This is a genomic window from Corynebacterium sp. HMSC074C03 (assembly GCF_001838285.1).
GTDB lineage: Bacteria > Actinomycetota > Actinomycetes > Mycobacteriales > Mycobacteriaceae > Corynebacterium > Corynebacterium amycolatum.
Genome location: NZ_KV836203.1, coordinates 14,274 through 27,793, shown reverse-complemented (window position 1 = coordinate 27,793; position 13,520 = coordinate 14,274). Strand labels below are relative to the sequence as shown.

15 protein-coding genes and 1 tRNA gene are annotated in these 13,520 nt (G+C 57.6%); 5 read left to right on the top strand and 11 right to left on the bottom strand.

Translation table 11 applies throughout. The annotated features are described in order from the left end of the window. Positions 1 to 79: 79 nt before the first annotated feature. Both HMPREF2847_RS04265 and HMPREF2847_RS04260 read right to left on the bottom strand, forming a co-directional pair. Positions 80 to 874, bottom strand: coding sequence for an ABC transporter ATP-binding protein (locus HMPREF2847_RS04265; protein ID WP_048734869.1), 795 nt, complete (start codon positions 872 to 874; stop codon positions 80 to 82). Positions 875 to 967: 93 nt separating this feature from the next. Continuing rightward, the gene (locus tag HMPREF2847_RS04260) at positions 968 to 1,984 is read right to left on the bottom strand and encodes an FtsX-like permease family protein (RefSeq protein ID WP_048734906.1); all 1,017 of its coding nucleotides are present in this window, start codon (positions 1,982 to 1,984) and stop codon (positions 968 to 970) included. Positions 1,985 to 2,133: 149 nt separating this feature from the next. Here HMPREF2847_RS04260 and HMPREF2847_RS04255 point away from each other — a divergent pair, with 149 nt between their 5' ends. Both HMPREF2847_RS04255 and HMPREF2847_RS04250 read left to right on the top strand, forming a co-directional pair. After that, the gene (locus HMPREF2847_RS04255; RefSeq protein ID WP_048734866.1) at positions 2,134 to 3,339 is read left to right on the top strand and encodes a sensor histidine kinase; all 1,206 of its coding nucleotides are present in this window, start codon (positions 2,134 to 2,136) and stop codon (positions 3,337 to 3,339) included. Between the two features lie 61 nt (positions 3,340 to 3,400). After that, positions 3,401 to 4,084, top strand: coding sequence for a LuxR C-terminal-related transcriptional regulator (locus tag HMPREF2847_RS04250; protein WP_082149821.1), 684 nt, complete (start codon positions 3,401 to 3,403; stop codon positions 4,082 to 4,084). A 54-nt stretch (positions 4,085 to 4,138) separates the two neighbouring features. On the opposite strand, the gene HMPREF2847_RS04245 is transcribed toward HMPREF2847_RS04250, so the two are convergent. Next, positions 4,139 to 5,308, bottom strand: coding sequence for a L,D-transpeptidase (locus HMPREF2847_RS04245; protein ID WP_070851638.1), 1,170 nt, complete (start codon positions 5,306 to 5,308; stop codon positions 4,139 to 4,141). Between the two features lie 659 nt (positions 5,309 to 5,967). Between HMPREF2847_RS04245 and HMPREF2847_RS04240 the strand changes: the two genes are divergently transcribed. After that, positions 5,968 to 6,040 (top strand) — tRNA-Lys (locus HMPREF2847_RS04240). Between the two features lie 483 nt (positions 6,041 to 6,523). Then, a complete protein-coding gene (locus HMPREF2847_RS04235) occupies positions 6,524 to 7,309 on the top strand; it encodes a tyrosine-type recombinase/integrase (protein ID WP_160310001.1) in 786 nt (261 codons plus the stop codon). A 452-nt stretch (positions 7,310 to 7,761) separates the two neighbouring features. Here the strand turns inward: HMPREF2847_RS04235 and HMPREF2847_RS04230 are convergent, their stop codons facing one another. The 6 genes from HMPREF2847_RS04230 to HMPREF2847_RS04205 form a co-directional block, all read right to left on the bottom strand. After that, positions 7,762 to 8,700 carry an AAA family ATPase gene (locus tag HMPREF2847_RS04230; RefSeq protein ID WP_141765051.1) on the bottom strand — a complete coding sequence of 313 codons (939 nt, stop codon included), beginning with the start codon at positions 8,698 to 8,700 and terminating at the stop codon, positions 7,762 to 7,764. Positions 8,701 to 8,860: 160 nt separating this feature from the next. Continuing rightward, a complete protein-coding gene (locus HMPREF2847_RS04225; protein WP_141765050.1) occupies positions 8,861 to 9,550 on the bottom strand; it encodes a hypothetical protein in 690 nt (229 codons plus the stop codon). Positions 9,551 to 10,276: 726 nt separating this feature from the next. Next, positions 10,277 to 10,591: an NIPSNAP family protein gene (locus HMPREF2847_RS04220; RefSeq protein WP_174232238.1), complete on the bottom strand. Its 315-nt coding sequence runs from the start codon at positions 10,589 to 10,591 to the stop codon at positions 10,277 to 10,279. A 99-nt stretch (positions 10,592 to 10,690) separates the two neighbouring features. Beyond that, positions 10,691 to 11,020: a DMT family transporter gene (locus HMPREF2847_RS04215; RefSeq protein WP_003849969.1), complete on the bottom strand. Its 330-nt coding sequence runs from the start codon at positions 11,018 to 11,020 to the stop codon at positions 10,691 to 10,693. Then, complete coding sequence (locus HMPREF2847_RS04210) at positions 11,017 to 11,376, bottom strand: DMT family transporter (protein WP_048733039.1); 360 nt, start codon at positions 11,374 to 11,376, stop codon at positions 11,017 to 11,019. Before HMPREF2847_RS04210 ends, HMPREF2847_RS04215 begins: the two co-directional genes overlap by 4 nt. Next, on the bottom strand, positions 11,373 to 11,918 hold the full coding sequence (locus HMPREF2847_RS04205; protein ID WP_034997557.1) for a TetR/AcrR family transcriptional regulator: 546 nt from the start codon (positions 11,916 to 11,918) through the stop codon (positions 11,373 to 11,375). Before HMPREF2847_RS04205 ends, HMPREF2847_RS04210 begins: the two co-directional genes overlap by 4 nt. A gap of 205 nt (positions 11,919 to 12,123) precedes the next feature. On the opposite strand from HMPREF2847_RS04205, the gene HMPREF2847_RS04200 reads away from it, so the two are divergent. Then, the gene (locus HMPREF2847_RS04200) at positions 12,124 to 12,681 is read left to right on the top strand and encodes a recombinase family protein (protein WP_070851635.1); all 558 of its coding nucleotides are present in this window, start codon (positions 12,124 to 12,126) and stop codon (positions 12,679 to 12,681) included. Here HMPREF2847_RS04200 and HMPREF2847_RS11930 read toward each other — a convergent pair. Together HMPREF2847_RS11930 and HMPREF2847_RS04195 are read right to left on the bottom strand one after the other, a co-directional pair. Then, entirely contained in the window at positions 12,647 to 12,868 is a 222-nt protein-coding gene (locus HMPREF2847_RS11930) for a BRO family protein (RefSeq protein WP_371440730.1), read from the bottom strand. The genes HMPREF2847_RS04200 and HMPREF2847_RS11930 overlap by 35 nt on opposite strands. 72 nt (positions 12,869 to 12,940) lie before the next feature. Beyond that, positions 12,941 to 13,216, bottom strand: a complete 276-nt coding sequence (locus HMPREF2847_RS04195) for a hypothetical protein (protein WP_070851634.1) — start codon at positions 13,214 to 13,216, stop codon at positions 12,941 to 12,943. Positions 13,217 to 13,520 lie beyond the last annotated feature (304 nt).

The window sequence follows — 13,520 nt, the reverse complement described above, 5'->3', positions numbered from 1 at the left end:
CTGGCACTTGACAAAAACATAGGGACACCCCCCCGCCCAGTCACCCACTCACCCACTCACTCATCCGCTCACGCAGTGACTACCGAGTAGCTACCAGCCCTGCATCCGATGCCTGCAGTTTGCCATCGACCATCTCCACGATTCGGTCGGCGCCGTGGAGCTGCCCCAGGTCGTGGGTGATGTACAGCGTGGCCACCCCCATCTTCCGCGTCACATCCATAATCAGTCGCGTCACGGCCCCTGCGCTCTTCTGATCCAAGGCCGCGGTCGGCTCGTCGACTAGCAGTACTTCCGGCTCATTCATCAGTGCCCGCGCAACATTGACGCGCGCCTGCTGACCACCGGAAAGCTGGCTTACGCGACGGTCTCCAAGCCCTTCCAGGCCAACTGCCTCTAGCAGCTCATCCGCGCGCTTTTCCGCTTCACGACGGCCACCCGCGGGCCAACCGAAGACGCGGCCCAACCGCCGCATTGCGATGAGCTGCTGCTTAACCGTCAGCGCTGGCAGAAGATTCGGCTGCTGGAAGACGATACCGACATGTTCGCGACGAACCTTGGCAGCATCCGCGCCGCGAGCGCTCAGGTCAATGGCCGTCCTTTCCGCACTCTCGTCCGCGCCGGCATCGTTCGCGTCCTGCTTGATGGAGTACAGAGTGACATGTCCGGTATCGGCGCTCTTCAAACAACCTGCGATGGTCAACAGAGTCGACTTACCGGAACCCGATGGACCAACCAATCCAACTACCTCGCCAGCTCGAATCTTCAGCGAGATGTCATCCAAAATAGTGCGCTTGTTTTCACCGTCCTGGACGGTCAACGAAATGTTCTTCAGCGCCAGTGCCACGGGAGCCTTGTTGTCGATGTAGGTAGTCATGTTGTCCTCAATTCCTCAGTTGCTGGTTGTGCAGGTTTCGCATGATTAACGCGATGTACGGGTTTTGTGGGAAGCCGCCGTTCTAACGAGCCACTATGCGTTCGCCAGTGCGGTGGTCGGGTCGACGCGAAATACCGGCACCAGTGCCAGCAGCGCACCAACTACGCCGGTCACAGCGAGAATGAGCCCCGGAACGATGGTCGTGGAAGCATCGATCACAATCGGCATGACGTTGCCGCTCTGCAGAGCCCAGCCTGCAGCTGCAGTCACCGCCACGCCGCCGCCGACTCCGATTGCCAGCACGGCCAGGACCTGTGCCAGAGAGTCAGCCACCAGCACGGAGCGGGAAGCACCGAGTGCCGATGAGATAGCCACACCACGCAGTCGCTGAACGGTCCACACGGTGAAAAATGCACCTACTACCAGCGCGGAGATCACATATAGCATCGAGGTCATCGCGTTGAGAGAAGTCTGCTCGCCCTGGTAGGACGCCGACAGGTTGTTACGCTCGCCGTCGCGCAGAATGGTTCCTTCCGGGACATTCGGCAGCTGCGCCGTAGTCTCGTCGACAACCATCGCCGCCGGAACCATCTGCCCCGGCGTCAGGTCTTCCATCACGCCGCGCCCTGCGTAAATAACTGCCTGGTGATCCAGCCACTTATCCCCCACCACGCGCGCAACGGTGGTCTCGTGGTCGCCCATCGCGCCAGACAGGGTCAGCGATTCACCTTCCGCAATGGCGGTTTCACTGACACCGTCGGTGACGGCCACCTGATCGTCGTTAAGCGAAAAGTCGGAGATGACGGTGACGGGCGTTTCATTGACGCGCGCACGGCTGACGTAGACATCGCGGACGTCTGCGCCGTTATCGCTCGCCCACGTCCGGACGTTCTTACGCACCGACTCGCCCATGCTTGACGACGACAACGACGTAGCCCCCTCAGAGATGACGACGGCGTCGTTTTTGCCGTAGACCTCGTCAAGTGCGGAGACGGACTGGGCGGACAGGCCGGCAGCCAAAGCCGAGAGGAAGGTGACCATCACAGCAATCATGCCGACGGTGATGGTGATCAGTGCAGCACGGCCTGGAGCGGCTCGAAGTTCTTTCATTGACTGGTACATACTCATTATGGTCGTGGATTCAAAGGAGGATTTAATCGCCAGGGAGGTTGAACTTCGTCTCCAACTTTCGGTTGATGTTGACAATTCCGGCTTGTCAGCGGTGTTTTGGCAGGTGGAACTGTCCTAAGCTCGAGGGCGTGGATACTCCTGAGACCCTGAACCGCAGCTGGCAGATACTGCGGTTTGCCCTGGACGTTTTGGTGCTGGTGCTGCTGGCGGTATGCGTGGTTCCGGACCCGCAGTGGCGAATCATCACCTACGCGGCGTGCTTTCTGGTGGTTTATGTTGCGGGTTCGGTCGGACCAATCGGACGGGCTCGCCATGGCAACGTTGCCAACGAGGTTGCGCTGACGAAGCCGCGCGGCCTGCTGCTGGGCTGGCTGGTGATTCTGCTGCTGTGCTGGGCGGCGTTGGCGTTTGCGACGCTCGACGCCTCGTTCCTGGTTTTCCCACTGTTTTTCGTAATTCTGCAGGTCACTGGCGGCCTTACGGCTGTAGTCATGGTGGCGGCGACAACGGCGACGGCAATTGGCGCCATCGCTATCCATACTCCGCTGACATTTGGTGGTGTCCTCGGCCCCATCCTGGGCGGGACGTTTGTACTCACGGTGGGTCTGGGGTTTCGGCTCCTGCAGAAGGAGACTATCGAAAAGACCAAGGCGCTGGAGGAGCTCTCGGCTGCCCGCGCCCACTCGGAAGCACTGTCCCGTCGTGCCGGTGAGCTGGACGAACGCGCACGCCTCGCAGCCGACATTCATGACACCGTGGCGCAGGGACTTTCCTCCATCCAGCTGCTGCTGCATTCGGTGGAGTCTCGCATGAAAAGTGCTCCCACTCAGCATGACCAGGCCTCGGTGGACTCGCTGCAGCTCGCTCGCAAGGTCGCGGCCGACAACCTCGCCGAGACTCGACGCATTATCGCAGCACTTCAGCCGGCTCCCCTCGAAGGGTCTGACCTATCCGGTGCGTTGGAGAAAGTCTGCTCCTCCACGGTGCTGGGCGATGCTGTCAGCTTCTGCGTCGACGGCACACCCACGCGACTGCCGGCCACCGTCGAAGCCACAATTATCAGGGTGGCCCAGGCGAGCTTGGCGAACGTCGTCAAGCATGCACACGCCACGCGCTGCCGCGTCACTCTGACCTATCAGCCCGACGAGGTTCTGCTCGACTGCGTCGACAACGGCATCGGCTTCGACCCCACCGCACCAACCAACGACGACAGCGTGGGTATCGCCAACGCGCGCCGACGCGTGGAAAAGCTCGGCGGCACCTTCACAATCGAGTCGGAACCTGGGCGCGGCTGCGGTGTCAGCGTCAGCATCCCGCACGAGCTCGCCTCTTAAAGTCCCGCGCCTGGTATGCAGGTAGCAAACGACCATTCACATCACCCGAGGAGATAGCCAGGTGACCAAGCCCATCGGAGTCCTCATCGCCGACGATCATCCCATCGTACGCGCTGGTCTTCGCGCCGTCGTTGAATCGGCGCCGGATATCGTCGTGGTTGGCGAGGCTGCCAGCGGTGACGACGCGGTCGAGAAGGTGCGTGCATCGCTTGACGACGACTCTTGCGACCACATCGATTTGGTACTCATGGATCTTCGCTTTGGTGAGGCCCCTGGCACCGCTTCCCGCGCAGGCGGAGTTGATGCCACCGCAGCCATCCGCGCACTCGCCGGCCGCGGCGTGAAGGCTCCGGAGGTGTTGGTGGTGACCAACTATTCTTCGGACTCCGATGTCCTCGGCGCTGTCACCGCTGGCGCAGTTGGTTATCTACTGAAGGATGCCGCTCCGGAAGAACTCATCGATGGCATCCGTCGCGCCGTCCGTGGCGAAACGGTGCTGAACACACAGGTGGCCGGGCGCTTGATGGGGCGGATGCGCAACCCCAATACAGCACTGACCCCGCGCGAACTCGAGGTGCTCGAGTTGGTCGCGCGGGGTATGTCGAATAGAAAAATTGCAGAACAGCTGGTGCTCACCGAAGCGACTGTGAAATCGCATCTGGTGCATATTTTCACCAAGCTAGACGTCAGCTCCCGCACCGCGGCTGTTGCTCGGGCGCAGGAGCTGGGAATGTTGGGTGAATAGTAAGCGGTCTAACCCGTGTGACTTAAGTGATGGCCTCGCTTAGAGGACAGGGGGCTACCAAGAGCTGGTCTCGTCGGCGTTGCCCTTCTTCCAGGTCTCCCACGGGATGTTCCAGTCACCTAGTCCATCAACACCGGAGAGCGTCTCGCCAATCGTATTCTTCACAATCACGATGTCACCGCGCTTAGTGTTGTCCAGGAACCACTTAGCGTTGGCGTCAGTGACGTTGATGCAGCCGTGAGACTGGTTGACGCTGCCCTGTGCCCATGTTGACCACGGTGCACCGTGGACGTAGATACCCGAGTAGGACATCTGCGTTGCGTAGTTAACCGGCGTGACGTAGCCACCGTTTTCCAGAGACAGGCCGTAGGTACGGGAGTCCATCACCATAGTCTCGTTGCGATCACCGATGATGTACTGGCCATTCGGAGTCGGGTGAACATTCGACCCCATAGAGATAGGCATGGAGTTTACGACTTCACCGTTCTTCTTAATGACCATGGTCTTCGTCGCATCATCAGCGATAGCGATGACTTCATCACCGATGGTGAAGCTGGTTTCGGCGGACTCCGCACCGTACATGTCGTCACCGAGATCCGTGCCGTAAATATCGGACTTCACGGTAACCTTGGTCCCCGGTTTCCAGTACTCCTTTGGACGCCAGCGCACCTCACTGTTATTCAGCCAGTAGAAAGCACCTTCCACCTTAGGCTCGGTGGTCACCTTAATTGCTTCCTCAGCGGCCTTGCGGTCCGAAATACCCGCGCTGAACTTCACAGCAATAGTCTGACCGACACCCACGGTGGAACCATCCAGCGGGGACAGGTACCCATTCACCTGAGAAGTCGGCTCGACGGTGGTGAAAGAAGTAGCCAGCTTTTCTGTTCCTGAGGTGGCGTTAATCTCATAGGTCTTTGAGTAGCCCAGGGGTTCTGCAGTGGTCCACTTGGTACCACTGGAGTCGAGCTTGCCCTTTACCTCTTTGCCCTCAGGGTTGGTCATTACAACCTTGTCCAGGCGATGTCCCTCTTCCACCTGAACCGAAATCGGGTCAACCACCGAAACATCGGTGGCATCGTCCTTCACACTGGCGACAAGACCAACGTCTGGCTTCTCCGTCTCTTGCTGCTCGGCATTATCTCCGCCGACGGTACAAGCAGCTAGCGAAATGGTGGCCGCAAATGTCACCACCGCCATCGACAGGCGCTTAAAAGATTGCCGCATGATCGTGCTTCACTCCAACAGTGCAATTATTAAGTAGTAAGTCCCGGGGACACACTGTGACGCACAGCGGAGTCCTGCTACAGCCCCTGGTGCGCCCTCGAAAAACGTCAGACTACCCTGCAACGGCACTAGCCGCCGATAAAACGCCCGCCCTAATTGAAAAAGCCGTAATGACTGCCCAATCGCAGTTTTCAACTCTTCACAGGGCGCAGCACGCAAAGTAGCCCAACGGTTCCTACAGTTAACCCTTTGGAAAAATGCTGTGCAACCCCAAAAAACCGGGGCACTTCAACCGACCTGGGAAAACGATGCACCCTTGAGGCTGTGTTACCGAAAAGTAATCAGTTCGCTATTCAAAAGTGCCACCGGACGTTACCGGACGCTACTAAACACCGCCGAACGTCATCGAACGTAACTACGGCATCAATGCACACTCCCGGCGTTGATGACCTTGATACAGCCCCCACCCTTTGAGGATTTTCAAACTTTTTTTGAACTTTTTTCAAACGCTTGCGCAAGACCCTTCAAAAACATGCAAAAACATCAATTCAAAAACAGCGTCTGACCAGCCGATTTTACAAACAATCAGAAACCTGGTTATATATCTTCTCGTTGCCGGCGAGGAGCTCACAAAGAGAGCGCCAAGCAGGAAACAATAAGCGCCATTAGCTCAACTGGCAGAGCAGCTGACTCTTAATCAGCGGGTTCGGGGTTCGAGTCCCTGATGGCGCACAAAAGCCCAGGTCAGACAGTGTTTTTACTGTCTGGCCCTTGGTGTTTTTAGAGGTAACTCCCTGTTCAGGGCGTTTTTCACAATAGCATGCCCAGGGTACATTAATCGCCCGTGTACCCCGGGAAATGACCTCTAAAGGGCACACATTGGGCACGAATTGGGCACAAAACTTCGGTAGTTTACGGCTACTGAAAAGCGGGCGATACCAAGCTCGATACACTGCACCGGACGGTAAGCGGTACAGCTCCACGTTTCCGGACAAACTAAGCGCGCTCGCATGGTTAGCCGAAAACAAGAAGGCGATCGACCTAGGCGCTTGGGAATCACCAAACACCGAAAAGGAAACTGTCCCTACTGTCGGTGAGCTAACACACCACTGGCTCCAGCTAATCGCGCCGGGCGTACGAAACACCACGCTCCGGGCTTACAAGGAAGTAGTTAACCTCCGAATACTAGGGCATGAGCGGCTTGCCTCTACCCCGGTGGATAAACTAACCCCTCGCAAGGTTGCCGCGTGGTGGCAGGACACCGTAGAAGCTTTTCCCGATACCGCTTACCGCAATCACCGGGCGTATCAAAAGCTCCGAACAATCATGAATCTGGCTGTCGAATACGGCTATCTCACTTCAAACCCGGTTCACGTCAGGGTTGCGTCTCGCAAACCGCAAAGTAAGCGGAAGGAACTGCCAACCACTGAACAGTTTCGGGCAATCTTGGAACACGTTCCACACCGCTACCGGCTCATTACGGTGTTGTGCCTGTTCCACGGCCTTCGGTTGGGAGAAGCCCTAGCCCTGCACGGCAAACACGTCTTTCCGGACAAGGTGATAATCGAAGGAACCCTAGCCAGGGTGCCTAACGGCAAAGGTGGTGTGAAGATGGAACTCCACCCGCCCAAGACACAAGCGGGCTATAGAACCGTACCGATCATGCCAGAGTTTCAGCACATCATTACCGAGCATCTAGCCACGTATCAGCCACGCCCGGAGGGCTACGCAACAGAGACCGACAACGGTGCTGTGGTGTTTGATACGTCGTACAGATCAATCTTCTATCGAGCCAAGGATAAAGCCGGGATTGAAGACGATCTCACGCCCCACTACGGGCGTGTGTACCTTATCACCCGGCTTGCTGAAGCCGGGGCCACTCCAAGGGAGATTGGTTTAATCCTCGGTCAAGAAGACGTGTCCACCATCGTGAACACGTACATGAGAGCTAGGCAGCGGCGCGCTAATGCGCTTATGTCTTCGGTGAATCTAGAAGACTAGGAGAGACAACCCAGCCCGCCCAAGCGGGCCGGTCTCTCCATTACTGTTTCCTCTGGTAACTGTAGGGATCCTCCGGGGACTCCGCTTATTGCTTCGCCCCCTACGACGGTAACAACCGGCTCCGGTGTTGGGCACCTACGCCGGGAACGAGTTAGACCAACGAAGGCTTTAGAAGCCTCCTTAGAGAAACAACCAAGCACAGAAACAATCACGACCGGGGCTGTTCGCCCCTTTTCAAGGCCCCTAAAGGGCCTCTTATCGTGACCGGGCGGCAATAAGCCGCCCTTTTGGTTTCTTCACTCCTCCTAAGAAGGGAGGCCGTAAGCCTCCCGTTAAAAGGAATACTTGCACGGGGTGAGCCTCCCTAGGGGGTGCAAAATGCAAAATGCAACCCTGTGACCTGCGGATATACAAGAAAGTTGCACACGAGTTTGCACATTAAAAATGCAACTCTACACCGCCTCCCAACCTCCTGTCTCCTCGTTCCAAGCAAGCGACTCCGACCGATTCAAGATGTTTCTAATGGAACCTTCTTCACGTTCGATACCGTGAACGTTCAATAACTGTTCTCTCACGCAACGAGCTGCCTTGGATTTGTTCAACCCTCGGGGTGCCTTCGTTGCAAGGTCACGTACTAGGGCATTTAAGTCTTTGGCCTGTTCACTGCGTTGGCGCTTCTTCGTGGACTCCTTCGGAACTTCGGAATCAACAACCAAGAAGCCGTGTTTATCCTTCACACAGTGAATCGGTTCAACCTCTGCATTATTGGCCTGGAACTCAAGAACTCGCTTAGGAGACTGCACGAGACCGCCCGGCGCGTTTAAAAACACTCTGGCCCGTGCGAACTGAGTTGCAGCCGCGTTCCCCGCCGGTCGCTTAATCTGCTTGCCTTCTTGCCTGGAATCTGTAGAGTGGCCCACCAACACCGTTGGGGCGTTAAACCTTGCTAGGTGCTCGTACAACCTTACCCAGCCTTCTCGGTAGTTGATTTCGCCCTCTACGAGAGCTGTGGCGTGATCTACGACAACGAGACCGAAGCCGATTGTGTTTGCGTCCCCGGCTATGTCCTCCCAAGGCACCTCGGAGGTCGCTGTATCTAGTTTGCGGATATAGACCCGCTCCGGGTCTGTCCCCAGTGCGTCTAATCGCATCTTGTATTCCAGGTCGCTGCCTGCGTCGGTGGTGAGAATTAGAACGCTGTCTACTTTTTCGTAGGTGCGTAAGTTTAATAAGTCGGTGCCTTGTAAGGCTGCGTTAATGACCTGTGAGATGAAGAAGGACTTTCCCATCTTGGACATGCCGTAAACGTACGTGGTGCCCTGCTTGGCTAATGCCCCTTCGATAATCCAAAAGTCTTTGTGAGATACCTCTTGCATATCTCCGAGCCGCACGGCCCCCAGATTGTGAAGTGCTAGTGAGCGCTCCCCCAGGTCCGTCAGATTGCCGTCGTTGTCGATGTAGTTGGTGATTGTTTTTCCTTTGGTAAGCCGGGGACTTGCAGCGATGCCCGCTGTAGTTTCCCCGGTGGTGGTGGTGTGACCGCTGTCCGGTCTAGCTCAGGATTGCCTTGGCCTCTTCTAGGCTCATCTCCCGTGGCGGCTGATCGCACCCGTTAGGCTCCCAGGTGACTAACTGTCCAGGGACATCGGGATTGCCGTTAGCGTCGGCTTGTGCAAAGCCGTCTACACAGCCCAGGTAACACGTTGTAGCTTGCAGGTGCTCCGGTGCTTTTAACACTGCGATATGCGCCGGTTGGTCTGCCTTCCATGTATTAAACACTGCACTACAGGGCGCAAGGTTGCCCACCCGGTGCATCGACCCCTTTTTACTCAGCGGAACGATGTGCTCTAGGTGCCTGTAGGTCGCCCTGTTGCTGCTGTCCTGGGTCTGGAGAGTCACCCCGGTGTAGTAGCAATTCTCCGGGTCGTGGTTGCGTTGGTTCCGGAGGTGCTTTACTAGCTGTGGCTCGGTGACCCTCCACGCTTTACGCCCCATCGCCTTAGCCCGAGTGAACCCGTTTTCTAACGAGTACCCGAAGCCGTACCCGGACTTAGCCCGCTGCTTCGCTGCTGCGTTGGTGCACCGCTTACAACGGGACATAAACCCGCCTAAGCCCTTCTTGTCCTTCGTGAAGTTGTCTCCACAAAGCGCCAGAACATCGTTGCAAGCGTTGCAGACCCTTTTTCCCTGGAGTGCGTAGAACTCCTGTAGTTGCTTGACTTCTTTCTTAAGTCCCGTCATAATGTCCTTACTGCCTGTTGTGAGGCGATTGGCGCGGTGGCTAGACCGCGTATATTTCCGCATTACTTTGGTGTGCCTTTTTCTATAAATCCATACAATCCTCCCTTGGTTATCTACGTCACCGGGCGCGGTGGCTACACTGTTCAGTTCTTCAAACAACGATACCGAGATACAAAAATCCCAGCCCTACCATCTTACCGTAGGGCGTTTTGTCGTGTCAAAATATAAACCGGGGATTGTGAGGAACGTCACGTTCTATCGACCCTGCAACCCGTACACGGGAGGACACCCGCTATCACGTACGGTGCCCATGCACGGGGTGGGGATAACCCCCGTGGGTCACATGCAGCACCCGCCTCCTTCGACTCCGGTGGATTGTCCAGCCTCACTACACAACACACGCCGCCATGCGCGCCCCTACTATATGCAGACCCTGGACTCACGCCACGCCCTTGCGTGTAGTCCTGCCTACCTCTAAGCCCCTAGACCTGCCCAGCGCGCCGGGCCTGCCTGCCCAGCTACCTCCTAACGCCCGGGCACCCTACCCCGGGGCGTGCCACCCCGGCATACCCGGGAGCTGCCCCGGAGACTGCCTGCACACCCTCCGGGTGCCCCGTACTAGGTAGCCACCGAAGACTCCTCACTGTGTCCAAGTAGGGCACACCCATCTGTACGCGCTGACCTGCGGCGTTGTGGGTTGTGCCGAGCGTGCTGCCGGAGTCCCTTTCAGTGTCCCTGGGGTAGGAGCGGCCGCATGAAGGTGCGCTCGTACCGCAGGACGCACTCGGACTCGTCTCGAATCCGGTCAGCGGCGATGAAGTCCGAGTGGGTGCCGAACAAGGTGCGGTACTGCTCGTAGGCAGCCAGGCTGGGGAAGCTGAACAGGGATTCCGCACGGTCACTCACACCTTCCGCGGGTAGGTAGTACCCGTGGTGGGTGCCGCCGTGTTCGTCGACATGCCGCATCCAAGCGCGGGCGAACTGTTCAAAGGCTGCGATCTGGTCGGGGTCGATGGTGTAGTGGACGACACAGGTGATCACATCCACAACGCTAGGCCCACAGGCGCTCATTGGGGAGCCTTTGTCTGTGCGCCTCGTGGTGCAGCACACCAATCTGCCTGGTTTACCTGCGGAAATGCGTCAGTTCGCCAAGTTGGCGCCGAGTTCAACGGTGAGAACTCCGACGGCGATGAGGAGGATGCCGAGGGCCATGGTTCGGGTGAGGGGTTCGTGGAAGATGACCCGGGCGAGGATCGCGGTGAGAGCTACGCCGGATGCTGCCCAGATGCCGTAGGCGACGCCAAGGGCCATGCCGTCGGCCAAGGCGAGACTTAAGGCGACGAACGCCACGAGATACCCCGCGATGACGCCGATGAACCATTTCTTCACCCGGCCACCGTCGGAGGCTCGTAGCGACATGGTCGCGACGACTTCGGACAAGATGGCGCCTGCGAGGAAGATCCATCTCATGAGTTGACTCCTGCTTCCTGGGCTGCGGTTTGCTGAGCTTTCTGGGAGCCGAGTTCGACGGTGAGGACACCGCTGATGATCGCAACCATTCCAAGACCCATCACAGCGGTCAGAGGTTCACCGAAAATCGCGGCGGATAGCACGGCGGCGAGCACGACCCCGCTGGCTCCCCAGATGCCATAGGCGACGCCGATCTGCATTCCTTCGCGCAGGCAGAAGGTGAGGAAGACGAAAGTGCCGATGTATCCGGCAGCAACCACGATGTACCAGGATGGGTGATTGAGCGCCGCCTTGAGAGACAGCGTCGCCGCCACTTCGGTAGTGATGGCGCCAGCGAGCAGGAACCACTGCTTCATGGGGTTGTTCCTTCGATCAGGGAGCGAATGCTGGAGACGACGGCTTCGAGATCCGCGCCGTGGAGGGTGGACACACCTGTGGCCTGGGCGCCCCAGAGTCCGTCGGCGGCGAGTCGGGCGGTGGTCAGCCTGGCTCGGGTGGCGGCGTCGAGATCGTCCGGGAGTTCGAGCCAGCGGCCCATCCGCGTAGTCCACGGTTCGGTGAGTTCGGGCCGATACGTCGCTTGGCCCCAGATGATGAACTCGGCGCGCTTGGCGGCCCCGTGGGCGGCGACGTGAACGTAGCTCAGGAGCCGCTCGGTGGCGTTGGCGTTCTCGAGGGGCTTGCCAAGGGTGGCAGTCATGTCGTTCTCGACGTTGGCCGCAGCGTGGTCGACGATCGCGGCGAGCAGTACGTCGCGGTTGCGGAAGTGATATAGCAATCCCGGTTTGGTGAGCCCGGCCTCGTGGGTCACTGCGTCAAGGGTAATGTCGCCACCCTCCGCTGCGTTCATGACGCGGAGGGCAGCTTCCAGGATCTCGGAGCGCTGACTGGTTCGCATATAGCTAACTTTACCATTTGGTAGGTGAAGCCTTCAACTGCGGGCGCTGGTAGGGGCACCTGGGGTACACCCTAGTTGGACAGGTAGACCTCCATCTAAACCCCGTCTAAATAAGGTGGGTTTGTGTATTTATTGACACACGTCCAGGAATGCCTTAGAGTCTATTTGGACACCACGGCATGGCAGACAAAGAGGGCAGGACACAATGACCAGCAAGGCGCTTCGTATCGGGTACAAGCGAGTTAGCACCGTAGACCAGAACACCGATAGGCAACTAGAGGGCGTGGAACTCGACCGCGTTTTTGAGGACAAGGCTAGCGGCAAGGACACCAACAGGCCGGAGCTTCAGGCCGCGATGGGCTTTTGCAGAGAAGGCGACACGATTGTTGTTCACTCTATGGATCGTCTAGCCCGTAATCTCGAGGATCTTCGGCGCACCGTCAGGGAACTAACCAGCAACGGAATCCGAGTCGAGTTCGTCAAAGAAGCACTAACCTTCACCGGAGAAGACTCCCCGATGAACAACCTTCTTCTATCCATGCTTGGGGCTGTGGCAGAGTTTGAACGCTCCATGATTCTGGAACGCCAGCGGGAAGGAATTGCGATCGCCAAGGCTAAAGGCAAGTACAAGGGACGCAAGAAGGCCCTTGATTCCGAACGGGTTGCAGAGCTCAAGAAGCTCAAGGCAGAGGGCGTATCAGTCACCAAACTAGCTAACGACTTCGGTATTAGCCGCCAATCGGTGTACAACTATCTAGGCTAGACTCATTCACCGTTGTTACCCGTTGTGACCTGCCCAAACGGTCGGTGATATCGGTTGAACCGAGGTCATCTTTTTGTAGTCGTGGCTTTACGTGGAAGGCCTTAACCTCCAAAACTTCACACACGTCCTTGAGAACGAACCAAGGCTCTCCGTCTTCTAGTACGACACGGCCGTTACATCCTGTTATGCCTTGTGACCTGGTAAAACGGTCGATGGTGTCGGTACTACCGACGTCATCTCTGCCTTGTTCTCAGCGTAATCACGACAACCAGGCAATAACTTCTTTGCCCGAAGGGTAGTCAGGCGAATCGACAACCGCCTCGAACTTCAGAGCCGCCCCGGTGTGTTGTACAACCTCTTGCACCACGGACATACCTACCGCCGTCGGGCTTGCTTCAGCGTCACAGGACACGAACAGAACACCGTCATGAATGCGGGCGTGCACGGTGCTTGCAACCTCGATAATGAGACCGTCTTCCACGTCTCCCAGGGTGATGTTGTCATGCTTCATCATGTCCCGGATTGCGATCTTCATTGACTCTACCTCTCTGTAATTGGGCACAAATTGGGCACACGGCTGTGTGCTACTGTTTTCCCTAGAACAGAGAACCTGCTAAAAACGTCTCTACCTGCGCTGATGCGCGTCTGGTAGTGGCTTAAAACCTCTCGGGGTTCGAGTCCCTGATGGCGCACAATACAGGCCGGGAAGGTAGAATACCCTCCCGGTCTTTTTGTTGCGCAACAAGCGCAGTCGCCAACTTGCGCCCCACGCCTGACTCACATAGGGATTAGATACGCAAAAGCGCACGACCCCAGGTAACCACCCGAAGCACGTGCGC